Origin of the sequence: Maritimibacter sp. 55A14 (assembly GCF_003122205.1) — a bacterium.
In the GTDB taxonomy this organism is placed as follows: domain Bacteria; phylum Pseudomonadota; class Alphaproteobacteria; order Rhodobacterales; family Rhodobacteraceae; genus QEYE01.
Genome location: NZ_QEYE01000029.1, coordinates 1 through 23,715, shown reverse-complemented (window position 1 = coordinate 23,715; position 23,715 = coordinate 1). Strand labels below are relative to the sequence as shown.

The 23,715-nt window shown below is 67.9% G+C and carries 26 protein-coding genes and 1 pseudogene; 6 read left to right on the top strand and 21 right to left on the bottom strand.

The window, feature by feature from the left end:
* Positions 1 to 69 precede the first annotated feature (69 nt).
* The gene (locus DDZ14_RS17640) at positions 70 to 1,020 is read left to right on the top strand and encodes a DMT family transporter (protein WP_109426300.1); all 951 of its coding nucleotides are present in this window, start codon (positions 70 to 72) and stop codon (positions 1,018 to 1,020) included.
* Positions 1,021 to 1,080: 60 nt separating this feature from the next.
* Here the strand turns inward: DDZ14_RS17640 and DDZ14_RS17635 are convergent, their stop codons facing one another.
* From DDZ14_RS17635 to DDZ14_RS17595, 9 genes are read right to left on the bottom strand one after another with little or no spacing between them, the layout of a single operon-like run.
* Positions 1,081 to 3,525, bottom strand: coding sequence for an FAD-dependent oxidoreductase (locus DDZ14_RS17635; protein WP_109426299.1), 2,445 nt, complete (start codon positions 3,523 to 3,525; stop codon positions 1,081 to 1,083).
* Positions 3,522 to 3,980 (bottom strand): pyridoxamine 5'-phosphate oxidase family protein, encoded by a 459-nt coding sequence (locus tag DDZ14_RS17630; RefSeq protein WP_109426298.1) that lies wholly within the window; start codon positions 3,978 to 3,980, stop codon positions 3,522 to 3,524. Before DDZ14_RS17630 ends, DDZ14_RS17635 begins: the two co-directional genes overlap by 4 nt.
* The gene (locus tag DDZ14_RS17625) at positions 3,977 to 4,855 is read right to left on the bottom strand and encodes a homocysteine S-methyltransferase family protein (protein ID WP_109426297.1); all 879 of its coding nucleotides are present in this window, start codon (positions 4,853 to 4,855) and stop codon (positions 3,977 to 3,979) included. The genes DDZ14_RS17630 and DDZ14_RS17625 overlap by 4 nt, the downstream gene beginning before the upstream one ends.
* Entirely contained in the window at positions 4,852 to 5,922 is a 1,071-nt protein-coding gene (locus DDZ14_RS17620) for a zinc-binding dehydrogenase (RefSeq protein WP_109426296.1), read from the bottom strand. Before DDZ14_RS17620 ends, DDZ14_RS17625 begins: the two co-directional genes overlap by 4 nt.
* Positions 5,919 to 8,369 (bottom strand): FAD-dependent oxidoreductase, encoded by a 2,451-nt coding sequence (locus tag DDZ14_RS17615; RefSeq protein ID WP_109426295.1) that lies wholly within the window; start codon positions 8,367 to 8,369, stop codon positions 5,919 to 5,921. Before DDZ14_RS17615 ends, DDZ14_RS17620 begins: the two co-directional genes overlap by 4 nt.
* 10 nt (positions 8,370 to 8,379) lie before the next feature.
* On the bottom strand, positions 8,380 to 8,751 hold the full coding sequence (locus DDZ14_RS17610; protein WP_109426294.1) for a GFA family protein: 372 nt from the start codon (positions 8,749 to 8,751) through the stop codon (positions 8,380 to 8,382).
* Entirely contained in the window at positions 8,745 to 9,140 is a 396-nt protein-coding gene (locus DDZ14_RS17605) for a GFA family protein (RefSeq protein ID WP_109426293.1), read from the bottom strand. The genes DDZ14_RS17610 and DDZ14_RS17605 overlap by 7 nt, the downstream gene beginning before the upstream one ends.
* Positions 9,134 to 9,529 (bottom strand): GFA family protein, encoded by a 396-nt coding sequence (locus DDZ14_RS17600; RefSeq protein WP_109426292.1) that lies wholly within the window; start codon positions 9,527 to 9,529, stop codon positions 9,134 to 9,136. Before DDZ14_RS17600 ends, DDZ14_RS17605 begins: the two co-directional genes overlap by 7 nt.
* A 45-nt stretch (positions 9,530 to 9,574) precedes the next feature.
* On the bottom strand, positions 9,575 to 10,144 hold the full coding sequence (locus tag DDZ14_RS17595; protein WP_109426291.1) for a helix-turn-helix domain-containing protein: 570 nt from the start codon (positions 10,142 to 10,144) through the stop codon (positions 9,575 to 9,577).
* A 148-nt stretch (positions 10,145 to 10,292) separates the two neighbouring features.
* On the opposite strand from DDZ14_RS17595, the gene DDZ14_RS17590 reads away from it, so the two are divergent.
* Together DDZ14_RS17590 and DDZ14_RS17585 are read left to right on the top strand one after the other, a co-directional pair.
* A complete protein-coding gene (locus DDZ14_RS17590) occupies positions 10,293 to 10,889 on the top strand; it encodes a hypothetical protein (protein WP_109426290.1) in 597 nt (198 codons plus the stop codon).
* Positions 10,890 to 11,003: 114 nt separating this feature from the next.
* Complete coding sequence (locus tag DDZ14_RS17585; protein ID WP_109426289.1) at positions 11,004 to 11,528, top strand: D-Ala-D-Ala carboxypeptidase family metallohydrolase; 525 nt, start codon at positions 11,004 to 11,006, stop codon at positions 11,526 to 11,528.
* Between the two features lie 12 nt (positions 11,529 to 11,540).
* Here DDZ14_RS17585 and zapE read toward each other — a convergent pair whose 3' ends face one another.
* The gene (gene zapE / locus DDZ14_RS17580) at positions 11,541 to 12,626 is read right to left on the bottom strand and encodes a cell division protein ZapE (RefSeq protein WP_109426288.1); all 1,086 of its coding nucleotides are present in this window, start codon (positions 12,624 to 12,626) and stop codon (positions 11,541 to 11,543) included.
* 122 nt (positions 12,627 to 12,748) lie between these two features.
* Between zapE and DDZ14_RS17575 the strand changes: the two genes are divergently transcribed.
* Complete coding sequence (locus tag DDZ14_RS17575) at positions 12,749 to 13,993, top strand: MFS transporter (RefSeq protein ID WP_109426287.1); 1,245 nt, start codon at positions 12,749 to 12,751, stop codon at positions 13,991 to 13,993.
* 7 nt (positions 13,994 to 14,000) lie between these two features.
* Here DDZ14_RS17575 and DDZ14_RS17570 read toward each other — a convergent pair whose 3' ends face one another.
* From DDZ14_RS17570 to mbfA, 7 genes are all read right to left on the bottom strand, one after another.
* On the bottom strand, positions 14,001 to 14,927 hold the full coding sequence (locus tag DDZ14_RS17570; RefSeq protein WP_109426286.1) for an ornithine cyclodeaminase family protein: 927 nt from the start codon (positions 14,925 to 14,927) through the stop codon (positions 14,001 to 14,003).
* Positions 14,924 to 15,553, bottom strand: a complete 630-nt coding sequence (locus DDZ14_RS17565) for an HAD family hydrolase (protein WP_109426285.1) — start codon at positions 15,551 to 15,553, stop codon at positions 14,924 to 14,926. The genes DDZ14_RS17570 and DDZ14_RS17565 overlap by 4 nt, the downstream gene beginning before the upstream one ends.
* Positions 15,554 to 15,620: 67 nt before the next feature.
* Positions 15,621 to 16,073 (bottom strand): YaiI/YqxD family protein, encoded by a 453-nt coding sequence (locus DDZ14_RS17560; protein ID WP_109426284.1) that lies wholly within the window; start codon positions 16,071 to 16,073, stop codon positions 15,621 to 15,623.
* The gene (gene sthA, locus DDZ14_RS17555) at positions 16,070 to 17,500 is read right to left on the bottom strand and encodes a Si-specific NAD(P)(+) transhydrogenase (protein WP_109426283.1); all 1,431 of its coding nucleotides are present in this window, start codon (positions 17,498 to 17,500) and stop codon (positions 16,070 to 16,072) included. Before sthA ends, DDZ14_RS17560 begins: the two co-directional genes overlap by 4 nt.
* Before the next feature lie 8 nt (positions 17,501 to 17,508).
* The gene (fghA, locus tag DDZ14_RS17550) at positions 17,509 to 18,342 is read right to left on the bottom strand and encodes an S-formylglutathione hydrolase (protein WP_109426282.1); all 834 of its coding nucleotides are present in this window, start codon (positions 18,340 to 18,342) and stop codon (positions 17,509 to 17,511) included.
* A gap of 66 nt (positions 18,343 to 18,408) precedes the next feature.
* On the bottom strand, positions 18,409 to 19,347 hold the full coding sequence (locus DDZ14_RS17545; RefSeq protein WP_109426281.1) for an AEC family transporter: 939 nt from the start codon (positions 19,345 to 19,347) through the stop codon (positions 18,409 to 18,411).
* Between the two features lie 33 nt (positions 19,348 to 19,380).
* Entirely contained in the window at positions 19,381 to 20,358 is a 978-nt protein-coding gene (gene mbfA / locus DDZ14_RS17540; protein ID WP_109426280.1) for an iron exporter MbfA, read from the bottom strand.
* A gap of 176 nt (positions 20,359 to 20,534) precedes the next feature.
* Between mbfA and DDZ14_RS19780 the strand changes: the two genes are divergently transcribed.
* The gene (locus tag DDZ14_RS19780; RefSeq protein ID WP_158275557.1) at positions 20,535 to 20,696 is read left to right on the top strand and encodes a hypothetical protein; all 162 of its coding nucleotides are present in this window, start codon (positions 20,535 to 20,537) and stop codon (positions 20,694 to 20,696) included.
* Positions 20,697 to 20,830: 134 nt separating this feature from the next.
* Positions 20,831 to 21,463 (top strand): TetR/AcrR family transcriptional regulator, encoded by a 633-nt coding sequence (locus tag DDZ14_RS17535; protein ID WP_369915298.1) that lies wholly within the window; start codon positions 20,831 to 20,833, stop codon positions 21,461 to 21,463.
* Between the two features lie 6 nt (positions 21,464 to 21,469).
* On the opposite strand, the gene DDZ14_RS17530 is transcribed toward DDZ14_RS17535, so the two are convergent.
* The 4 genes and pseudogenes from DDZ14_RS17530 to DDZ14_RS17515 all read right to left on the bottom strand — a co-directional run.
* A complete protein-coding gene (locus tag DDZ14_RS17530) occupies positions 21,470 to 22,195 on the bottom strand; it encodes an NYN domain-containing protein (protein WP_109426278.1) in 726 nt (241 codons plus the stop codon).
* 82 nt (positions 22,196 to 22,277) lie between these two features.
* The gene (locus tag DDZ14_RS17525) at positions 22,278 to 23,000 is read right to left on the bottom strand and encodes an NYN domain-containing protein (protein WP_109426277.1); all 723 of its coding nucleotides are present in this window, start codon (positions 22,998 to 23,000) and stop codon (positions 22,278 to 22,280) included.
* Positions 23,001 to 23,013: 13 nt separating this feature from the next.
* The gene (locus DDZ14_RS17520; RefSeq protein WP_109426276.1) at positions 23,014 to 23,508 is read right to left on the bottom strand and encodes a GNAT family N-acetyltransferase; all 495 of its coding nucleotides are present in this window, start codon (positions 23,506 to 23,508) and stop codon (positions 23,014 to 23,016) included.
* 37 nt (positions 23,509 to 23,545) lie between these two features.
* Positions 23,546 to 23,715, bottom strand: a pseudogene (locus DDZ14_RS17515) (S-(hydroxymethyl)glutathione dehydrogenase); the annotation flags it as partial.

Here is a 23,715-nt window from a genome sequence, read left to right as displayed (position 1 = left end):
GCGTTGTGGCGGGACGTCGCGGCGGGCGGCTCATTGCATTCCCCGCCCGGAGGCGTAGAAGCGTTGGACATGGCCACCGCATCCCCGCTCGCGCAGAACGTCCCGCTCGGTATCGTGCTCAAGCTCTGCGCGGTCACGCTCTTCATGATCATGTCGAGCCTGGTCAAGGCCGCCTCCGACACCGTGCCGCCGGGCGAGGCGGTCTTCTTCCGCGCCTTCTTCGCGCTGCCGGTGATCCTGGCCTGGCTGGCGTTGCGCGGCGAGCTGCGCGCCGGGCTGAAGACCCGCAATCCCTGGGGCCATCTGTGGCGCGGGCTGCTGGGCAGCACCGCGATGGGGCTGATGTTCACCGGGCTGGCGCTGCTGCCGCTGCACGAGGTCACGGCGCTGCGCTTCACGACGCCGCTCCTGGTCGTGGTCTTCGCGGCGATGATCCTGGGCGAACGGGTGCGCGCCTTCCGCCTTTCCGCCGTGGCATTGGGCTTCGTGGGCGTGCTGGTGGTGCTCTCGCCGAAACTGGGGCTCCTGCGCGGCGCCGCACCCGTCGGCTCGGGCGAGGTGCTGGGCGTCGCCGTCACCCTGGGCGCCGCGGCGGCGGCGGCGCTCGCCCATGTGGTGCTGCGCCGGCTGACCCGGACCGAAGGCACCGCCGCCATCGTCTTCTGGTTCTCGGTCACCGCCTCGGTGCTGGCGCTGGCGACCGCCCCTTTCGGCTGGGCCTGGCCCGGCCCACGGGTCTTCATGCTCCTGCTTTTCGCCGGGCTCACCGGGGGGCTGGGGCAGATCTTCCTTACCTCGGCCTACCGCCAGGCCGATGCCGGGGTGATCGCGCCATTCGACTATGCCTCGATGCTGCTGGCGCTCGCCATCGGCTACACGGTCTTCGGCGAGACCCCGACGCTCGTCATGCTCGCCGGCGCGGCGCTGGTGATCCTGGCGGGCATCCTCATCATCTGGCGCGAACGCCGGCTCGGGCTCAAGTCCGGCGGCCCGGCGCGTGCCGCGACCCCGCCGGGCTGACCGGGCTTTCTTCTTGCTTCAAATATCCCCGCCGGAGGCGGAAAACTTCGCCCGCGCGGCTCAGCCGCGCGGGCGCGCGCCGCCCGGATCGTAAAGCGGCCGCAGCGACGCCTCCGCTCTCACCCGCGTGCCGGCCACGTCGATCTCGTAGGCCGAGGCCAGCACATCGTCGGCGCTCTCGCCCGCGCAGGGCACGTAACCCAGGCCGATTGCCCCGCCCAGGTGATGGCCGTAACTGCCGGAACTCAGATAGCCCACGATCGCGCCGTCGCGGATCACCGGCTCGTTGTGGTAGAGCAGCGGCTCCGGGTCGGTCAGGCGGAACTGCACCAGGCGGCGCACCAGACCCTCGTCCTTTTTACGCAGCACCGCGTCGCGGCCGATGAAGCCGGATTTGGCGGTCTTGACCGCGAAACCCAGCCCCGCCTCCAGCACATGGTCCTCGCAAGTGATGTCGTGACCGAAATGCCGGAAACCCTTCTCGATACGGCAACTGTCCATCGCGTGCAGCCCGCAGAGTTTCAGCCCATGCGCCTGCCCGGCCTCCAGCAGCACCTCGAAGACATGGTCCGCCATGTCGGCGCCCACATAGATCTCCCAGCCGAGCTCACCCACATAAGAGACCCTGTGCGCCCGCGCCAGGCCCATGCCGATCTCGATCTCCTGCGCGGTGCCGAAGGGATTGGCATCGTTGGAGAAATCATCGGGCGATATCGCCCGCATCACGTCACGCGCGCGCGGCCCCATCACCGCCAGCACACCTTCGGCCGCCGTCACGTCGGTGATGACGGCGCCGAAATCCCCCAGGTGGCGGCGCAGCCAGGTCTCGTCGGCCAGCCGGGTGGCCGCGGGCGTCACCACCAGATAGGCGGTCTCGGAGAGCCGCGTCACGGTCACGTCGGCCTCGATTCCGCCACGCGGGTTCAGGAACTGGGTATAGACGATCCGGCCCGCGGGCACGGCCATGTCGTTGCCGCAGACATGGTTCAGGAAGGCTTCGGCATCCCGCCCTTCGACGCGCAGCTTGCCGAAGGAGGACATGTCGTACACGCCCACGTCCCCGCGGATCGCGCGATGCTCGGCGGCAGCGTTCCCGAACCAGTTCCGCCGGCCCCAGCCATATTCGTAGTGCGGCGCCTGGCCGGGTTCCGCGAACCAGTTGGCGCGCTCCCATCCCGCCGTCTCGCCCATCACCGCGCCGCGGTCGAGAAGCTGCGCGTGGAAGGGCGTGCGCCGGACGCCGCGCGCGGTGGCCTTCTGGAGGAAGGGGAAATGGTCGGCATAGAGCAGGCCCAGCGTCTCCTTCGAGCGTTCGAAGAGATAGCGCCGGTTGCCCTGGAAGGGCTGCATCCGCGCGATGTCCACATCGCCCAGATCGAAAGGCTTCGCGCCATCCTCCATCCATTGCGCCAGCGCCATGCCCGCCCCGCCGGCGGATTGGATGCCGATGGAGTTGAACCCCGCCGCGACCCAGACATTGTCCATCTCGGGCGCGCGGCCCAGGTGATAGGCATCGTCCGGCGTGAAGCTCTCCGGCCCGTTGAAGAAGGTCTGGATACCGGCCTCGCCCAGCATCGGCATGCGGTTCACGGCGGCCTCCAGGATCGGCTCGAAATGGTCGAAATCCTCCGGAAGCTGGTCGAACTCGAAACCCTCGGGGATGCCGTCCATGCCCCAGGGCTTGGCATCGGGCTCGAAGGCGCCCAGCATGATCTTGCCCGCATCCTCCTTGTAATAGGCGCATTCGTCGGGCACCCGCAGCACCGGCAGCCGGCCCAGCCCCGCGATGGGCTCGGAGACGATGTAGAAATGCTCGCAGGCATGGAGCGGCACGTTGACGCCCGCCATCCGCCCGACCTCGCGGCCCCACATACCGGCACAGTTCACCACATGTTCGGCCGCGATCCGGCCCCGGCTGCCATCCTCGGCGGTCCAGTCGACGCCGGTCACGCGCCGGCCCTGCCGGGTCATCCCGGTGACCTTGACGCGCTCGCGGATCAGGGCGCCGCGCTGGCGCGCGCCCTTGGCCAGCGCCAGGGCGATATTGCCCGGATCGCCCTGGCCGTCTTTCGGCAGGTAGACGCCGGCCACCACGTCACCGGTGTTGAGATGCGGATAGCGGGCCTTGACCTCGTCCGGGGTGATCTCCTCGACCTCGACGCCGAAGGCGCGCGCCATGGCGGCCTGGCGGAAAATCTCCTCGCGCCGATCTGCGGTCAGCGCCGCGGTGATCGAGCCCACGCGGCGAAAACCCGTCGCAACGCCGGTCTCCTCCTCCAGCGCGCCGTAAAGCTCCTGCGAGTATTTGGCGAGCCTCGTCATGTTGGCGGTGGCACGAAGCTGCGCGATCAGCCCCGCGGCGTGCCACGTGGTGCCCGAGGTGAGCTGCTTGCGCTCCAGGAGGACGACATCCCGCCAGCCCAGCTTCGTCAGGTGGTAGGCGACGGAACAGCCGACCACGCCGCCGCCGATGATGACGGCGCGGGCCTTGTCGGGAAGGCTCATGGGTAGATCTCCGCATATTTGCGCTTGAAGAGCGCGATCATCTCGTCCTCGGTGGCGCCGTCGTCATAGAGCGGCGTGGTCAGCAGCGAGACGCTCTCCACCGGCAGTTTGACGATGATGTTGATGCGTTGGGCCAGATCGCCCCAGACGGTTTCCCAGCGCGGCAGCAGGGTGGCGAACTCCTCGGTCCCGCGCCGCACGAAAACCGCGCCGGTCCGCAGCCGCACGCCCTTGCGCGTGAAAGGGTCGACGAAATTGACCTCCAGCTCGGGGCGGTGGGTCAGGTTCGTTACCGTCTGGGGCGACCGGATTTCCCCGAAGGCCACGGTTTCGTCGTCGAGCACCAGGAAGGTGCCCTTGGGCGAGACGCTGGGACTGCCGCCGGGCGTGACGGTGGCGACGAAGCCCAGGGGAAAGCGCGCGATCAGCTCTTGCGCGGATGCAGACAGTTTCATGCGGCGATCCTCCGTGCGATTTCGCGGATATGGGCGGGGCCGACCTCGCAGCAGCCGCCGACGATCGTGGCGCCCCGCTCGATCCAGTCCATGACATGCCCGGCATAGGCGTCGGGTCCCATGTCGCGGCGCTTGTGCAGCGCGTCCGTCGTCGGCGCGTCGCGCAGGAATTCCTTGGTGATCTGCGTGAAACCGTTGGCATAGGCGCCGAACGGCAGGCCGCCGCGCGCCAGCGCGTCGAGCGCGGCGGGCATCGCCTCGGGCGCGGAGCAGTTGGCCAGCAACGCCGCCGCGCCGTCGCGCGCCACCGGAACGGCGTCGGCGACCGCCTCGCCAGAGCGCAGGCGCGATCCGTCCTCGTCATCGACCGTCACCGAGAGCCAGACCGGCAGGCCCGTCCGCGCCGCGCCCTCCAGCACCGCGCGGGCATGATCGAGAGAGGCCACCGTCTCGCAGAGCAGGAAATCGACCCGCGGCGCCAGCAGCCCGGCCAGTTCGGCGTAGCGTTCCACGGCCTTTGCATGCGGCGGGTGGGTCTCGGGACGGTAGGAGGCGACGAGCGGCCCGATGCTGCCCGCGATCCGCGTGCCCGCCGGTGCGGCGTCGCGCGCTGCTTCGGCCTCGTCCAGCGCGGCGGCGATCAGCGCCTCGAACCGGTCCTCGATGCCCGCCCGCACCAGCCGGTCGCGATGCAGCGCGTAGGTGTTCGTGGTCGCCACCTGCGCCCCGGCTTCGAAATAGGCGCGGTGGATATCGGCCACCAGGCCGGGACGGTCGATCACGACCTGCGTCGCCCAGAGCGGTGTCGGCGCGTCGCCGCTGCGCGCCAGCAGTTCCTGCCCCATGCCGCCGTCGAGAAGGGTTATGCCGCTCATGTTTCTTCTCCCTGCGGGAGGAGAACCAGCTTTCCCGCATGTTTCTTGGACTGGAAATCTTCCTGCGCCCTGTGAATGCCGCGCAGTGGATAGGTTTTGGAAATCAACGGCCTGACCGTCCCGGCGTTGATCATATCCACCAACGCAGCGAAGACCTCCGGCGGCTGGTACGTGCAGCCGTGAATGGTGATGTCGCGCAGGTAGATGCGCCTGAGGTCGGCGGTTACGATCGGCCCGGCGATGGCGCCCGCGACGGCGTAGTGCCCCCCCGGTCGCAGCGCGTCGATCAGCGCGGGCCAGCCTGGGCCGCCGACCAGGTCGATTGCCGCGTGGTAGCGGTTTTCGGGCAGGGCGGCGCCCCGCGCGATCACCTCGGCCGCGCCCGCCGCGCGCACCGCATCCGCCTTGGCGGGCGACGCGATGCCGGTGACGCGCGCGCCGGTCTTCGCGCCCAGTTGCACGGCCGCCAGTCCGACCCCGCCCGACGCGCCGGTGATCAGCACCTCCTGTCCCGCGGTGACGCCGGCCCGATGCAGAAGTCCCGCCGCGGTCCCGAAGGCGCAGGGCATGGCCGCGATTTCCACGTCGCTGAGCGGCGCATCGGTCACGTCGAAGAGGTCGCGCGCCTCCAACAGGCAATATTCGGCGAAGGCCCCGTCATATTCCGAGCCGAGCGCCACGAAGCCCACCGGGTTTTCCCGGCTGGGGCGCGGCTGGTTGGTCGGGCATGTCACGCGGGCACCCTCGCGCAGCGCGGTCACGCCTGCGCCCAGCGCCACCACCCGGCCGCAGAGATCACCGCCCTGGATGCGTGGGAAATCGAGCGCCCCGCCCCAGCCGCCGGCGGCGACCTCGTGCCCGGTTTCCTCCGTGGCGCCCGTCACCTCGGTCGCGTACCAGCCCACACGCGTGTTGATGTCGGTATTGTTCACGCCCGCGGCCAGCACCCTGACCAGCACCTGGTCGGTGCCCGGCCGCGGCACCGGGATGTCGTCGCGCCATTCCAGCGCCTCCGGCCCGCCGTGGCGGGTCAGGTAGACGCCGGACATGGTGGCTGGCAGTGTCATGCCCTGAGCCTCTCGTTCTCCGGATCCCAGATCGCGGCGCCGGGCTGCACCACGGCGCGGTGGCGGGTGCCGTAGATCTCCACCGCCACCTCGGTGCCGGGCTGCGCCAGATCGGCGCGCAGCATGCCCATCGCGACCGAGGCGCCGACGCGGTAGCCCCAGGCGCCCGAGGTCGTCTCGCCCACAACCGCGCCGTCATGCCAGATCGTCGACATATAGGGCGCGTCGGCCGCGCCTGCCTCCACGATGAGCGAGACGAAACGCTTTGCCACCCCCCGCTGCCTTTCCGCCAGAAGCGCCGCCTTGCCCGGAAAATCCTGCGGCTTGTCAAATTTCACGAAACGCTCCAGCCCGGCTTCCAGCATCGTGTAGTCGGTGGAAAGGTCTCCCTTCCACGCGCGATAACCCTTCTCGATGCGCAAGCTGTTCAGCGCCCACATGCCGAAGGGCTTCGCACCGGCCTCAATCACCGCGTCATAGATCGCCGGCATGTCGGCGTTCTGGGCGTGGATTTCCCATCCCAGCTCACCGGCAAAGGAGACACGCAACAGAACGACCCAACCGCCTGCAATCTCGCTTTCCTGAAAGCTAAGCCAAGGCAGCGTCAGGTCGGCGTCGCTGATCGAGCCGAGCACGTCGCGCGCCGCCGGTCCGGTGACGATCAGCGTCGACATGGCATCGGTCGCGTCCTCCAGCGAAAAGTCGCGGTCTGCGGGCAAGTGGCGCTCCAGCCATTCCCGGTCGTGCCATTGCGCGGAAGCAGCGGTGACAAGCACGAAGCGATCCTTTGCCACGCGCGTGACGGACATCTCGGTGACGATCCGGCCCCGTGGGTCTGCGAAATAAACCAGTCCGACACGCCCGATCCCTGGCAGCGATCCGGTCACCAGCCCCCGCAGCCACTCGTCGGCGCCCTCGCCCTGCACCCGGAAGCGCGAGAAGCCGGGCAGGTCCAGCACGCCGCAATGATCGCGCACCGCCTCGCATTCTTCCCTGATCCGTTGCTCCCAGGGGCCGGCACGGTCCCAGGTCTGCGTCGCTTCCTCGCCGGTGTCGTCGTCGGGGCGCGCGAACCAGTTCGCCCGTTCCCAACCGTTATAGGCGCCCATCACGCCGCCAAGGCTTTTCACCTTGTCATGCACCGGCGAAAGCTTGCGGTCCGCGCCAGCGGGCCAGCGGTGCCAGGGGAAATGCATCGCGTATTCGTGGCCGTAGATCTCCTTCCCCTTGGCCACGCAATAGTCGTGGTCGGTATAATCGGTGAAGCGCCGCGGATCGCAGGCCCACATGTCCCATTCGGTCGCGCCTTCCGTCACCCATTCGGCCAACACCTTGCCGGCGCCGCCGCCCTGCGCGATGCCGAAGGTGAAGACGCAGGCCTCGAAGGCGTTGGGCACGCCGGGCATGGGGCCGATCAGCGGATTGCCGTCGGGGGCATAGGGGATCGGCCCGTTGATGACCTTGTTGACCCCTGCCGCGCCCAGCAGCGGCACCCGTGCCATCGCGTCCTCGATGTACCATTCCAGGCGTTCCAGATCGTCGGGGTAAAGCTGGAAGCTGAAATCCTCGGGCATCGGGTCGGACGGGTCGGCCCAATGCGCGCGGCAGTTGCGCTCGTAAGGGCCGAGGTTCAGCCCGTGCTTTTCCTGCCGCAGGTAGTAGGAGCTGTCCACGTCGCGCAGAAGAGGCAGTTTGTGGCCGACCTCGCGCGACCAGGCTTCCAGTTCCGGGATTTCCTCGGTCAGCATGTACTGGTGGCTCATCACTATCATCGGCACGGTGCGCCCGCCATGGGGCTTGAACCACTCGCCCACGCGCTGCGCGTAGTAGCCGGCCGCGTTCACGACGATCTCGCAGCGGATATCGCCCTTGGGCGTATGCACGATCCACTCGCCCTTCTCGCGGCTGACACCGGTGGCAGGGCAGAAGCGTTCGATCCGCGCCCCCCGGTCCCGCGCCCCCTTGGCCAGCGCCTGCGTAAGCTGCGCCGAGTCGATATCGCCATCCGCCGGATCGTAGAGCGCGCCGGCCAGGTCATGCGTCTCGATGAACGGGTAGCGGTCCCGGATGTCGTCCGCGCCGAGAACCTCCAGCGCCATACCCTGGTAGAGCCCCATGCCGCGGGCGCGCTGAAACTCCTGCATCCGTTCCTTCGAATGCGCCAGGCGGAGCGAGCCGGTCTGGTGGTAGTTCATCGGGTAGTCGACTTCGGCCCCGAGCCGCGCGTAAAGCTCGGTCGAATAGCGCTGCATGTTCATGATGGACCAGCTTGTCGAGAAGGTCGGCACATTGCCCGCCGCGTGCCAGGTGCTGCCCGCGGTCAGTTCGTTCTTCTCCAGCAGGACGCAATCGGTCCAACCCGCCTGCGCCAGGTGATAGAGGCAGGACGCGCCGACCGCGCCCCCGCCGATGATGACCACCCGTGCGGCCGTCGGAAAACTGTTCATTCCCGGTCCCTCATTCCCGCGGCACGCCGTCGTTGCCGATCTCGTAATAGTCGCCCTTGTCGGCGGTGAAGATATGCTTCTCCAGCCGCAGCCCGGTGGGCGCGTCGAGCGCCCCCAGCGCGAAGCTCATCGTGTCCTCGTCATGCGCTTTCCAGAACAGGAAGGAACCGCAGGTCGGACAGAAGCCGCGCTTGGCCTGCGGCGTGGCCGCGTACCAGCGCAGCGTGCCGTTGATCGCGATGGCCTCTTCCGGCGCCTGCGCCGAGGCCCAGAAATGGCCCGACTGCTTGCGGCACTGCCCGCAATGGCAGGCCGAGGCGCCTTCCACCGCGGCATCGACGGTGAACGCGACCCCGCCGCAGAGACATTGGCCCGTCAGCATTGGCCTTCCTCCTTCTTCTGTTGCGGAATCCCGTCCGCGATGTCGTAGTAATCGCCCTTGTCGGCAGTCCAGATATGACCGGCGAGCGTCAGGCCCGTCGGCGCATCGAGCGCGCCCATCGCCACGTCGACCCGCGTCGCGCCGTCGCCACGCCAGAACAGGAACGACCCGCAGACGCGGCAGAAGCCGCGTTCGGCACTTTCCGAGGACCGGTACCAGTTCAACGCCTCCGCGCCGTCCACCGTCAGCGCCTCGCGTGGGCAGTCGGTGGCGGCCCAGACATGGCCCGACTGCTTGCGGCACTGGCTGCAATGGCAGGCCAGCGGCGGTGGCGCCGGGCCCTCGATCGCGAAGCGGACCGCACCGCAGAGACAGCCGCCGGTCAGCATGGCTTGCCTTCGCCAGTCTCTTGCGGCAGCCCGTCCGCGATCTCGTAATAGTCGCCCTTGAAATCGACCCAGACATGGCGCGCGAGCCTCAGCCCGGTGGGTGCCTCCAGCGATCCCATCGCCACGTTCACGCGGCCGCCCGTATCGGCCTTCCAGAACAGGCTGGAACCGCAGACGCGGCAGAAGCCGCGGGTGGCGACGGGGCTGGCGCGGTACCATGTCAGCGTCTCGTCGCGGCTGAAACGCAGCGCCTCCAGCGGCACCCCCGTGGCCGAGAAGACATGGCCCGTCCATTGCCGGCATTGCTTGCAGTGGCAGACAAGCGGCGCATCCGGCTCCGCCTCCAGCGAGAAGGCCACAGCGCCGCACAGGCATGATCCTTTCTGCATCGGTTCCTCCTCTCTCGGGCGCGGCTGGCGGCCTGCGCCCGGTGCTCAATAGACCGGCGGGGCGATCACCCAGATCGCCACCGCCGGCCGGTCATAGGGGTTGGCCCAGCGGAAAGGCTCGCCCTTGATGCGGAAACTGTCGCCGGGGTCGAGCGTGAAGTCCTGCCCGCCGATGGTCATGTCGAGCCGCCCCGAGACGATGTAGCCCACCTCCGTCGTCGGGCGCTGCTGCGGCGCGGGCAGGGACGCGCCTGGCTGGAAAGTGGAATGCACCATCTCGAACTCGTCGGTCAGGTCGGGTGACAGAAGCTCCTCGACCAGCGCCGCGCCCTCCGCGCCGATGCGCCGACGCGCGCCCGCGCGCACCACTCGCCCGTCCTCGCCTGCCCGCGTCGCGCATTGGCCGAAGAAGATCGACAGCGGCACGTCGAAGGCCCCGGCAAAGGCGCGCAGATCGTCGATGGAGGGGTGCGACAGGTCGCGTTCCACCTGGCTGATCCAGCCGACAGACCGGCCCAGCCGCGCCGCGAGCGTTTGCAGCGTGATCCCGCGCGACCGGCGCAGCGCGCGCAGGTCGGCGCCGAGGCTGGCAGGCGGGGCGGAAGGCTGGAACATGCGGCGGCTTTCCGGTTCGTGAAATTTTCTATCTTATTTTCACCACGGTGATCCCGAGTCGCGCAAGCGAAATCTGCGCGGGGCCTTCACGCGGCGCACGGTTCGTCTAGACTGCCCGCCGACAGACACCGGCAGGAGGGCCAATCCGATGTCATCCGCGATCTCCGACGTGCTGGCGCGCATCCGCAGCCTCGAGGACGAGCTTGAGGAGGAATTCGCGGCGCGGCGGGCTCGATTTCGTTACCGGGTGGAACGCCACCGCGTGATCTTCGAAGAGAGCGTGCGCCGGCAGCATGCCGCCCTGCGCGCGCATCTGTGGCCCTATATCCGGCGCGCGCGTCCGATGGTGGTGATCACGGCGCCCGCCATCTATGCGGTGATCGTGCCGCTCGTGCTGCTCGATCTCTTCGTCACGCTCTATCAGGGCACCTGTTTTCCGGTCTACGGCATCGCCCGTGTCCCACGCCGCAACTACATCGTGCTGGACCGCCACCACCTGGCCTATCTCAACGGGCTGGAAAAGCTGAACTGCGCCTATTGCGGCTATGCCAACGGGCTGATCGCCTATACCCGTGAAATCGCCGCGCGGACCGAGCAGTACTGGTGCCCGATCAAGCACGCGCAGCGCGTCTCGGGCGTGCATGGCCGCTATCCGCGATTCAGCGAATACGGCGATGCCGAAAGTTACCACTACGACCTTGCCCGCCTGCGCGACGCGCTGTGCCGGGAGAAAGAGAGGCTCTGACCCGCGCTCCGCCCGTCAGCGGGTTTCCGCCTGTGGCGGACGGGACCTTTTACATCCCGGCCGCGCCGCAATAGGACTGCCGGCGGAAGCGAATAAGGCAATGTGGGGACATTGATGCTCAAGCGACGCAGCGTGATGCTGGGTGGGCTGACCGTGGCTGCCACGGCGCTCGCCACGCCGGCGCTGGCGGCACCGGAACGCCGGCTGACGATGATCCGGGAACGCACGGGCGAGACTTTCGATTCACCTTACATCCGCGAGCCGCTTTTCGGAAAGCCGCATATCGATCCCGATGCCGGGGCCGCGATCAACCATCTCCTGCGCGACATCGCGGCTGGGGAGATCACCCAGATCGACCCGGCGCTGCTGCTTTTGGCCACCCGGATGCAATATGCGCTGGGCCATCCGCCGCTGATCATCACCTCGGCCTACCGCACTGCGGCCACCAACCGCCGGGTGGGCGGCGCGCCGACCAGCCGCCATATGAGCGCGCAGGCGCTCGACATCAAGGTTGAGGGCATGGGCACCGCGCAACTTGCCGAGGTCGCCCGGTCGGTCGGTGCGGGCGGCGTGGGCCGCTACCGCCGCCGCGGCTTCGTCCATGTCGATACCGGCCCGCGGCGCGACTGGGTGCGCTGAAGCGCGGCGCGCTCACGCCCACCAGTCGGCGCTCTGCATCTCGCGCAGGCGCGAGGCCGTGCGCTCGAACTCGAAGCTGCCCTCGCCCTCGACATAGAGCCACTCGGGCGGCGACGCGGCCGAGGCCACCAGCCGCACCCGCGCCTCGTAGAGCGCGTCGATCAGGGTGACGAAACGCCTGGCCTCGTTAAAGTTGCGTCGCGACAATTCCGGAATGTTCTCCAGGATCAGGACGCGAACCGCATTGGCGATGGCCAGGTAATCCGCCGCCCCCAGCGGCTGCGCGCAGAGGTCCCAGAAACCGGCGCGCCCGACGCCGTTGCGGAACTGCGGAAGCTGGACGTCGCGTCCCTTGACCGGCAGGTGCAGCACCTCGCCCGGCCCGCCCGCGAATTCCTGCCAGATCGCCTCGATCGCCGCGCGTGCGTTCTGGTCGGCGGGGGTGAAATAGACCTCGCTTCCGGCCAGGCGGTCCTGCCGGTAGTCCGTCGCGCTGTGCAGATGGTGAATTTCGAGTTGTGTCGAGAGAAGCTCGATGAAGGGCAGGAAGAGCTGCCGGTTCAGCCCGTCCTTGTAGAGATCCGACGGCGGCCGGTTGGATGTCGTGACCACCACGACGCCGCCCGCGAAGAGCCGCTCGAAGAGCCGGCCCACCAGCATCGCATCGGTGATGTCGGTGATCTGCATCTCGTCGAAGCACAGAAGCCGCGTGGCGTCGGTGATTTCCGCCGCGACCGGGGCGATGGCGTCGTTGACGCCGGTCTTGCGGACCTCGTGCAGGCGCGAATGCACCTCCTGCATGAAGGCGTGGAAATGGACCCGGCGCTTGGCCTCGATCTCCACCGCGTCGTGGAACATGTCCATCAGCATCGACTTGCCGCGCCCGACGCCGCCCCAGATATACATGCCGCCCACATCCGGCGCGGCGGGCCTGCCGCGGAAGAGCCCTTTCAGCAGGCCGCCAGGCTTGGCCGGCGCGGCTTCCAGCGCGGTGCGGGTCGCCTCCAGCCGGTGCAGCACTTCGACCTGTTCGGGATCGTAGCGGATATCCTCGGCCGCCACCCGCGCCTCGTAGATCTCGGTCAGCCGTCCTGCCATCGGAACCTCGCCTGTCGCCCGGCCCGACCATAACGGCGGCTGGTGGGGCGCGCGACAACAAATGATTTGACCCCGCCGGCCGGATCGCGAAACCTCCCGGCCATCCAGATGGGGGAACTGAGATGACCGCACGCGCACCGGTCTTCACACCCGTTCTCGTGGCGGGGTGCCTTGTGATCATGGTCGGATTCGCGATTCGGGCGAGTTTCGGCGTCTTCCAGATCCCCATCGCCGAGGAGTTCGGCTGGCTCCGCGCCGCGTTCAGCCTCGCCATCGCGATCCAGAACCTGGCCTGGGGCATCGGCCAGCCGATCTTCGGCGCGCTGGCCGAACGGTTCGGCGACCGGCTGGCCATCGTGCTGGGCGCGCTGACATATGCCGCGGGCCTGGTGCTGTCGAGCTTCGCCGTCACGCCCGAGCAGCATCAGGTGCTGGAGATCCTCGTGGGATTCGGCATCGCCGGCACGGGCTTCGGCGTGATCCTGGCCGTGGTGGGCCGCGCGGCGAGCGATGCCAACCGCTCGATCTCGCTGGCCATCGCCACCGCCGCGGGCTCTGCCGGGCAGGTCTTCGGCGCGCCGCTGGCCGAGTGGCTGCTGGGCTTCCTGCCCTGGCAGTCGGTCTTCCTGGTCTTCGCCGCCGCGATCATCGCGGTACTCGCGGTGCTGCCGATGATGCGCGCCCCCGCCCCCGCCACCCGCGCGGAACTGGAGGCCGGTATGGGCGAGGTGCTGGGCCGCGCGATGCGCGATCCCAGCTTCACCCTGATCTTCCTGGGCTTCTTCTCCTGCGGCTACCAGCTTGGCTTCATCACCGCGCATTTCCCCGCCATGGTGACCGAGATGTGCGGCGCCATCGACCCGTCCGGCACGCTGGCAAGCCTGGGCGTGACCAGCACCTCGGCGCTGGGGGCGGTGGCGATCTCGCTCATCGGGCTGGCCAATATCGGCGGCACGCTGCTGGCGGGCTGGCTGGGCAACCGGTTCTCCAAGAAATACCTGCTGGCCTCGATCTATGTCGGGCGGACACTCGCAGCGGCGCTCTTCATCGCGCTGCCGATCACGCCTGCCTCGGTGATCGTCTTCTCGGTGGCGATGGGCGCGCTTTGGCTGGCGACCGTGCCGCTGACCTCGGGGCTGGTGGCGCATATATACGGGCTGCGCTACATGGGCACGCTTTACGGCATCGTCTTCTTCAGCCACCAGCTCGGCTCGTTCCTGGGCGTCTGGTTGGGCGGGCGGATGTACGACCTGACCGGTGACTACACGCTGGTCTGGTGGATCGGCGTGGGCGTGGGTGCGTTCTCGGCCATCGTGCATCTGCCGGTGCGCGAGGCACCCTGGGCGCCGCGCGGCGCCGCGGCCTGAGGCCGCGTCAGCCGGCGCGCACCGCGTCGAGGATGTAGCGCCCGGTCATAAGGTCCAGATGCGCCCCGCCGCCGTTCTTGAAGAGCGTGATCTCGTCGTCGCTCACGCGCGCGAAGCGGCCGCTGCCAAGCTCGGTGTAATCGGCCACCACGTCGTCGTCGGCGATGGTGCCGGCCTCCAGCGGGATCTTCAGCTCGCCGATATGGGCCAGCGTGGTGTCGCGGCTGTCAACGAAGATACGCGCGCGGGTCAGCGCGGTGTCGTCGGCCTCGCGCATGTCGGGGCGGAAGGCGCCGATCAGGTCGAGATGCTGGCCGGGTTTCAGCCAGTCACCGCGGATGAAGGGCTCCCGCGCCATCGTGGCCGAGGTGATGATGTCGGCCACCCCCATTGCGGCCTGAAGGTCGGGCTCGGCGGCGATCTCCACCGTACCGGCAAAATCCGCCGCGATGGCCTCGGCCCCGGCGGGCGTGCGGTTCCAGACCGTGAAGGCGGCGTCGGGGAAGGCCGCCGAGTAAGCCTCCACCAGCGAGTGCGCCACCGTGCCCGCGCCGACGATCAGGATGCGCCGGCTGTCGGGCCGGGCCAGCCGGCGCGCGGCCAGCAGCGAATCCCCGGCCGTCTTCCACTTGGTCACAAGATGGAAGTCCACCACCGCCTCCAACTCCCCCGCGTCGTCGGAGAAGAGCGTCACGGCGCCGTTGATCGTGGGTTTGTCCTGCGCGGCGTTGCCGGGGAAAATGGTCGCCGACTTCACCGCCAGCCCCATCCCGTCGATCCAGGCGGCACGGTTGAGCAGCGTATCCTCACCGCGATAGAGGAACCCGTCGGTGATCTCGGCCCGCGGCAGGTCGTGGCCGGCGGCCAGCGCCTCGGTCAGCGCGATCCAGTCGAGTTTCGCTTCCGCCTCGAATCCGATGATCTGAATGGTCATGGTGCTTTCGCCTCCTCCTGGCTGAGCAAGCCCGCTGCGACCAGCCTGTCGGCCCAGCCCTGCGGATGCTCGAATAGATGGGTCTGCCAGCCGCATGCGCTTGCGGCGGCGACGCAGTCGGCCCGGTCATCGGCAAAGAGCAGCCGCGCCGGGGCGATGCCGCAACCCTCCTCCACCATCCGGAAAATCCGCGGATCGGGCTTGGTCACGCCCATATGGCCGGAGATGTAGCGCCGGTCGAACTCGTTCAGGAACGGGTACTCGGTGGCCGCGCAGGCGAAACTGCCGATCCCGAAATTGGACAGCGCGAAGACCGGAACGCCGCGGGTGCGCAACGCGCGCAGCAGGTGCAGGGAATGGTCGATCGCCGGGGTCGCAAGCTCGATCCAGCGGTCGTGCCACATGCGGATCTCGGCCTCGAATTCCGGGTGGCGCGCCGCCGTCGCGTAGATCGTGTCGCGGAATGGCCCGCCCTTGTCCACGGTGTCGTTCATGCCGCGCAGATCGGCCGTCGCGAACATCCGCTCGCGCGCCGCGACCGGCATGATGCGGTCGTAGAAGCGTTCGGGGTTCCATTCGATCAGGACATTGCCGATGTCGAAGATCACGGCGTCCGCGCCGGCCATGTTATGGTCTCCGTTTCCGTTCGCCCCGTTCTAGCGCGCGGCGGCGGCAAAAGGGAAGCCGGGCCGTTCAGTCCGCGCGGGCGGCGCGAAGCTGGCGTTCGAGCGCGTCGAGGAAGCGCGACCGGTCGGCCCTGGAAAAGGCGCGGCCGCCGCCCTGCCGGAACGGATCGGCGGCGCGCAGGTCGGCCATCAGGTCGCGCGTGGCCAGCAAGTTGCCGATATTGGCCGCATTGAAGGGCTCGCCGTCATGGCGCAGCACCCGTGCCCCTGCGGCCACGCATTTCGCGGCCAGAGGGATGTCGGCGGTCACCACCACGTCGCCGGGTCCGGCACGCTCGGCGATCCACTTGTCGGCCTCGTCGGGGCCGTCGGCAACGAAGACGACTTCGGCCATCGGGTAGGACGAGGGCCGCAGCCCGCCATTGGCGACGAGGTAGAGCTTCACGCCGTGGCGTTCGGCGACGCGCCCGGCCTCGGCCTTGACCGGACAGGCGTCGGCATCGACATAGATCGCCGTCATGGCGTCTTCGCTGCGGGTTTGCGGACCTTGAATTCCTCGGGGATCGGCATCCGGTTGAAGGCGTCCAGACCGGCGATGCGATAGGCTTCGGCCAGGGTGGGATAATTGAAGGTGTTCTGCACGAAATAATCCACCGTGCCCTTCAGGTTCAGCACCGCCTGCGCGATATGGATCAGTTCGGTCGCCCCTTCGCCGACGATCTGCACGCCCAGAAGGCGCCGGGTCTTGAGCGAGACGAGCATTTTCAGCATCCCGTGGCGCAGACCCATGATCTGCCCGCGCGAGGTTTCCGAGAACCGCGCCACGCCCACCTCGTAGGCTATGCCGCGGGCCTGCACCTCCTCCTCGGACATGCCGCAGGTGGACATCTCGGGCACCGAGTAAATGCCATAGGGAAACCAGGGCGATTCCTTGAGCGTCGGCGTGTCGAGCGCGTGGCAGGCCGCGACCCGGCCCTGTTGCAGCGAGGTGGAGGCCAGCGACGGGTGCCCGATCACATCACCCGCGGCATAGATATGCGGCACCTCGGTCTGGTAGCTGTCCCGGTTGACGCTCAGCCGCCCGCGATGATCCGTGTTCAGACCCACCGCAGCCAGGTTCAGAGCCTGCGTGGCGCCCAACCGCCCGGCGGCGAAGAGCAGCATCTCCGAGCGCACATGGCGGCCGTTCTCCAGCACGATCTCGACATGATCGCCGGCGTCCTCCACCGCGGCGATTGCCGAGCCCAGCCGCAGGTCGAGGCCCATCTCGCGGATCTCCTGCGTGAACTCGGCGATCAGCGTGCGGTCGATGAAGTCGAGGAAGGTCTCGCGCGGCTCGATCAGCGTCACCCGCGTGTCGAGGGCGGCGAAGATGGTGGCGTATTCCACTCCGATCACGCCCGCGCCGACCACGGTCAGGCTGCGCGGCACATCCGCCAACGCCAGGATCTCGTCGCTGTCGAGGATCGTGCGGCCGTTGAAGGGCACGTAGTCGGGCCGGAAGGGCCGCGTGCCGGTGGCGATCAGGAAGCGGTCGGCGGTCAGGCGGGTGGTCTCGTTGAACTCGCCCAGGATCTCCATTTCATGCGGTCCGGTGAAGCGGGCCTCGCCGATCATCGTCTCCACCCGGTTGCGGGCGAACTGGTGCTCCAGCGTATCGACCTCGTGGTCGAGCGTCATGTGCAGCCGGGCCTTCAGATCCTCCGCGTTGATACCTTCCTTCACGCGGTAGGCGCGGCCGTAGAAGCTGCGCTCGCGCCAGCCCGAAAGGTTCAGCACCGTCTCGCGCAGGGTCTTGGAGGGGATCGTGCCGGTATGGACAGAAACCCCGCCGGGGCGCGGCCGCCGCTCGATCACCACGACGCGGCGCTTCAGCTTGGCGGCCTGGATGGCGGCGGCCCGGCCAGCCGGTCCGCTGCCGATCACGATCAGGTCGTAATGGGCCATCGCGCGCGTCAGTCCTCGTATAGCGCTTCGGCATGGAAGGCGACGTGATCCTCCATGAAGCTGGAGATAAAGAAATAGCTGTGGTCATAGCCCTTCTGCATCCGGAAGGACGCGGGCTGGCGCCGCTGCGCGATCGCCGCCGACAGGGCCTCGGGCTTGAGCAGGTCGAGGAACTGGTCCTCGGTCCCCTGGTCGATCAGGAGCGGCCCGTCGAAGCCGTGCTCGGCCATCAGCAGGGTCGCGTCATGGGCCGTCCATTTCGCCTCGTCCGCGCCGAGATAGGCACCAAGCTGCTTGCGGCCCCAGTCCGATTGCGTCGGATGCGCGATCGGCGAGAAGGCCGAGGCGGACTTGAACCGGCCCTTGAGCGTCATTGCCAGCGTCAGCGCGCCATGTCCGCCCATGGAATGGCCGGTGATCGCCTGCAACTCCTCCTCCAGCGGGAAATCGTTGAAGAGCACGCGCGGCAGTTCCTCGGCGATATAGTCCCACATGCTGAAATGCGGCGCCCAGGGGGTTTCGGTCGCGTTGACGTAGAACCCCGCGCCCTGGCCCAGGTCATAGGCTTCGTCATCGGCCACGTCGCCGCCGCGTGGCGAGGTGTCGGGAAAGACCAGCGCCAGCCCGTGCTCCGCCGCCCAGGCCTGCGCGCCGGCCTTGGTCATCGCGTTCTCGTGGGTGCAGGTCAGGCCAGAGAGATACCACAGCAGCGGCACCGGCCCGGCGGCGGCGGCGGGAGGCAGGTAGAGCCCGAAGGTCATGTCGCAGCCGCAGGCGTCGGAGGCATGGCTATAGACCCCCTGGACGCCCCCGAAAGAGCGGTTCTCCGAAATCGTCTTCATCGCGCGTCCTCCCAGATTGGTCCGCCCCGGCCTATCCCATCGCATAGTGGAGAGACAAGACCGCCTTTAGTGCTGCATGACGACCGACACCCAGCCGACCACAAGCGACACAGTCACGACCCCGGCGACGGTCGAGAAGAGGATCGTGGCCGAAGCCCGCATCGGCGCGACCCGGTAATGCTGTGCCAGGATGAACACGTTGCCCGCCGTGGGCAGTGCCGCGGCGGCGATCATCACCCCGGCGGCGAAGGGCTCCACCGGAAAGATCACCAGAGCGGCCAGCGCCACGGCGGCGGGATGCAGCACCAGCTTGGCGAAGGAAAGCCAGGCCGCGACCTCTACCCGTTCGGCCGATTTGGACGCCAGCGACGCCCCGATGGCAAAGAGCGCGCCGGGTGTGGCGGCGGCGCCCAGGATCGACAGGAACTCGCCCACCGGGGCGAGGATCGGCAGGGCCCAGGCCGACCAGACCAGCCCCAGCGTCATCGACACGATCATCGGGTTGCGCACCAGCCCCAGCCCGACGCTGCGCAGCACGCGCGGCGACATGCGCCCGTCGCGCGCGCCGGTGATGATGATCACGATCAGGCTGCCGAAGACGATCAGATCGAGCGCCAGCACCATGATCACGCTGCCGATCGCGCGCTCTCCCAGTAGCTGGACCAGCATCGGGACGCCCAGGAAGCCGACATTGCCGATCGTGGCGCATTGCGCCTCCACCGCGGCTTCGGCTGCGGGGCGGCGGCGCAGATACGCCACCGCCGTCACCAGCAGGTAGACCAGCCCCGTCGCGCAGAGATAGGCCGCGATGAACCGGCCATCGACGATCCGCAGCAGATCGAGATTGGCGGCGAAGCGGAAGAGCATCGCCGAGAGCGCGAAGTAGAAGACGAACCTGGTCAGATAGGCGGTCGCCTCCTCGGTGAAGAAGCGTGTGCGCCCGGCGGCGAAGCCCAGTCCAATGATGCCGAAGAATGGCAGCGTCTTGAGGAATATCTCCAACATGGACGGGCGAATATCACGGCGGCCCGGCGGCTTCTATCCCCCGCCGATCAGCACGCCCGCCGCGAAGACCAGCGCACCGCCCAGCACCACCTGGAACGTGGCGCGCAGGAAGGGCGTGTCCATGAAGCGGTTCTGGATCCATGCGATGGCCCACAGCTCCACGAAGACCACGAGGATCGCGATGGTGGTCGCGGTCCAGAAATCGGGGATCAGGTAGGGCAGGGCGTGGCCCAGCCCGCCCAGCGTCGTCATAACACCCGAGGCCAGTCCGCGTTTGAGCGGCGAGCCGCGTCCCGACAGCACGCCGTCGTCATGCGCGGCCTCTGTGAAGCCCATCGAGATGCCCGCGCCGACCGAGGCCGCAAGCCCGACAAGGAACGTCGTCGAGGTATCCTGCGTCGCGAAGGCGGTGGCGAAGATCGGCGCCAGGGTGGAGACCGAACCGTCCATCAGCCCCGCGAGCCCCGGCTGCACCCAGGTCAGCACGAATTGCCGCCGCGCGACCCGGTCCTCCTCGCCGCGCTCTTCCTTCGGCAGGTGCTCCTTCTCCAGATCGGTGGCGGTTTCCCGGTGCCCGGCCTCCGCCGCGGCCAGATCGCCCAACAGCTTGCGTGTATCGGCGTCGCGGGTGTGCTGCGCGGCCTTGCGATAGAAAGCCTCGGCGTCGCGCTCCATCACCGCGGCTTCGTCGCGGATGCGTTCGAGCCCCAGATTCTGCACCAGCCAGACCGGGCGGCGCGAATAGAAGCCCGCGACATGTTCCCGCCGGATCAGCGGGATGACATCACCGAAACGCTTCTTGTGCAGCTCGATCAGGCGCTGCCTGTGACAGTCTTCCTCGGCCGCCATGCCGTCGAAGACGGTGGCCGAAGCCGGGTAATCCGTGCGCAGATATTCCGCGTAGGTGCGGTAAATGCGGGCGTCGTCCTCTTCCGATGAGATCGCCAGCGCCAGCACTTCCTGCTCGCCCAGATCGGCGAAGCGGCGGCGGGAGGACACTCCGGGAATCATGACTTTGCTCCTCTCTTTAGAACGATTCAAAACTATCAGCCCGGCAGGGTGGTTCAAGCCAAAAGCGTTGGATGGCCGCGAGAAACTGAACGGAACGGTTCATTTATCTCTTGCAAACTGAACCGAAGAGTTTAGATACGAAAATGTAAACCGAACAGTTCAGATGGAGCCAAGCCATGAAACCGCTTCTCGTCGCCGCCAGCCTTGCCCTGACCCTCGCCATTTCCCTTGCCGGCCCGCTCACTGCGCAGCCCCTGGGCACGATCCTTCCCACGCTGACCTTCCCCGACAGCGCGCCGGAGGTTCCCACCCAGGGCGCGACCGGGGCCGGAAACTGAAAACTGCGGCGCGGCGGGACGGGGATAACCCGGCCCGCCGGCGCACACGGACCCGTGCAGGACCTTGCCCGCGCTGGCGGGTTGCGGATAACGGGGCCTGACCCTAGACTTGTCCGGTCTCAGGGAGGGCAGGCATGCCGGCAATGGCCGAAGGCATCAAGAAAGGCCGGAAGTTCGATCAGGTCCTCGAAGGCGCGCGCATGATCTTCATGCGCGACGGCTTCGAAGGCGCCAGCGTCGACGAGATCGCGCGCGCCGCGGGCGTCTCCAAGGCTACGCTCTACAGCTATTTTCCCGACAAGCGGCTGCTCTTCACCGAGGTCGCCCGGCTGGAATGCAACCGCCAGGCCGACGAGGCGCTGGGCAAGATCGACATGAGCGCCCCGATCGAGGTAATCCTGCGCGAGGCGGGCGACCGGATCGTGCGCTTCTTCCTGTCGGAGTTCGGCCAGCAGGTCTTCCGCATTTGCGTCTCGGAATCGCACCGCTTCCCCGAATTGGGCCGCCGGTTCTACGAGTCCGGCCCGGCGCTGCTCTGCGAGCGGCTGAGCCATGTGCTGAGCCCGGCCATCGCCCGCGGCGAGTTGCGCATCGACGATCTGGACCTGGCCGCGCACCAGTTCGGCGAGCTTTGCAAGAGCGATCTCTTCGTGCGCAGCCTCTGTGGCGTGACGACCGATGTCAGCCAGTCCGAGATCGACCGCGTGGTGAACGGCGCGGTGGAGATGTTCATGGCGCGCTACGGCACCGGACCGGGGCGGGCGTGATCCCCGTCACCGCCTTGCCAGGCGGACGCAGGCATCCGGTCCGCGCTGCTGGCATTCGAAAAGATTTGGCCGCGCGACCAGATAGGCCCGCCATGTCTTCTCCGGCGTGTCACCGATCTTGAAGGCCGGCATCTTGCCGCGGACGAGCCCGTTGACCGAAACGATCGGCAGGCAGCCTTTATCGCCTCGCTCTTCGATCAGATCGACCAACACCGACTCGAGCTTCGTGAGCTGCGGGGCCGGTGGCGCAGCAGGCGACGGGGCGGGCCGCGGAGGCGGGCTGTCTTCGGTGAGGGTGAGAAAAGCGCTGCAGGCATGCCGCAACGCCGTCGAACTTGGCGCGGGGCCGATGCCCAGAACCGAGAAACCCATATCGCAGAGCCGCGTGGCCAGCGGGGCGAAATCGCCATCCTTCGAGACGATCACGAACCCCTCCACCGCGCGGGAGTAAGCCAGGTCCATCGCGTCGATCACCAGCCGGATATCGGCCGCGTTCTTGGTGCGCGCGCTGCCCGGATAGACCGTGCTCAGGCGTGGGTCGTCGTCCCAGTCACGCTGGATGGAGGGATCGCAATAGACCCGGCGCACAGTGGCTTTGCCCAGTTCCGCGACATGGCGCATGATCCGGTCGGCATGAACGGGGGCGACGTTTTCGCCATCCACGAGCAGTGCCCAACGTGGCGCTGCGGGGGTGACGGCGGTGGCGAAGTCGGCAGGTGACAGGTCTTTCATGGCAGGACGTCCGAACCGGGAACAGGATACGCAACGCGTTACGCCTGCCAGCTTGCCGAAAACCTTGGCGAGAGTATGACGCTCAGTCCACCCGCCGCACCAGGATCTGGTTTCCCGGCCCGTGCTTGGTCTCGAAGAGCTTGATCGCCGCGACGAGGTCGCTCAGCTTGCGCTTGCCGTAGCTGCGGGTATCGAAATCCGGCTTGTCGGCCTGTATCTGCTGTCCCAGCCGGCCCAGCGGATACCATTCGTCGTCCTGGTCAAGCTTCTCCATCGCGTCGAGGAAGAGCTTGCGCGCGGCCTCCGGCGGCTGCTTGCCGGGCTTGGGAGCGGCCTTGCCGCGGGCCTGCGACGGCGGCTCGTCATAGATGTTCTCGATCTCAACGAAACGGTTGCAGACATTGCGCAGCGCGTCCGGCGTCTTGGCCTCGCCGATGCCGATCACGATGCGGCCCTGTTCGCGGATGCGGCTGGCCAGCCGGGTGAAATCGCTGTCCGAGGAGACCAGCACGAAGCCGTCGAACCGCCCGTCATGCAGGATGTCCATCGCGTCGATCACCAGCCCGATATCGGAGGCGTTCTTGCCCTTGGTGTTCGCGGTCTGCTGGTGCTGGACGAAGCCCAGCTCGCGTGAGACCGGGGTCCAGCCGGATAGCTGCGGGTTCGACCAGTCGCCATAAACGCGCCGCAGGCCCGGCTCGCCGTAACTGGTCACTTCCTTCATGATGGCGGTGGCGTATTTCGCGGGCACGTTGTCGGCGTCGATCAGGACGGCCAGCAGGGCGGTGGTGCGGTCGGCGGTCATCGGGTTTTCCTCTTCAGAGGTGCTTGTACATCACCAGCGCGTCGACGAAACCCTTTTCGGGATGCCGGAAGGCGCCGGGCAGCCGTCCCGCCACGTCGAAGCCGTAACTCGACCAGATGGCGATGGCGCGGGTGTTGGTCTCGACCACGAAATTGAACTGCATGGCGCGGAACCCCGCGGCGCGCGCCGCCTGAAGCGCGTGCTCCAGCATCGCGCGCGCCAGCCCCCGGCCGCGCGCTGCCGGGGCGGTGACGAAGCCGCAATTGCAGACATGCGCGCCGCCGCCCTGCTGGTTGGGCGTCAGGAAATAGGTGCCCAGCGGCTCCCCCCCGGCCTCGGCGATGAAGGCGCGGTGCGGCGCGGCGCACCAGTAATCCAGCGCCGCCGCGCGGGAGATGCCGGGGTCAATCGCATAGGTGTCGCCGGACCGGAAGACCGGCTCCAGCATCGACCAGAGCGCGTCTTCATCCGCGCGTCCTGCCGCCCTGATCTTCACGTCGTCCGGCATTTTCCGCGCGGCTCCTTCACACACGCGCACGTTGATGTCAGTAGACGACGACGGCGCGGATGGATTTGCCCTCGTGCATCAGCTCGAAGCCCTTGTTGATCTCGTCGAGGGTCAGGGTGTGGGTGATCATCGGGTCGATCTCGATCTTGCCCTGCATGTACCAGTCGACGATCTTCGGCACATCGGTGCGCCCGCGCGCGCCGCCAA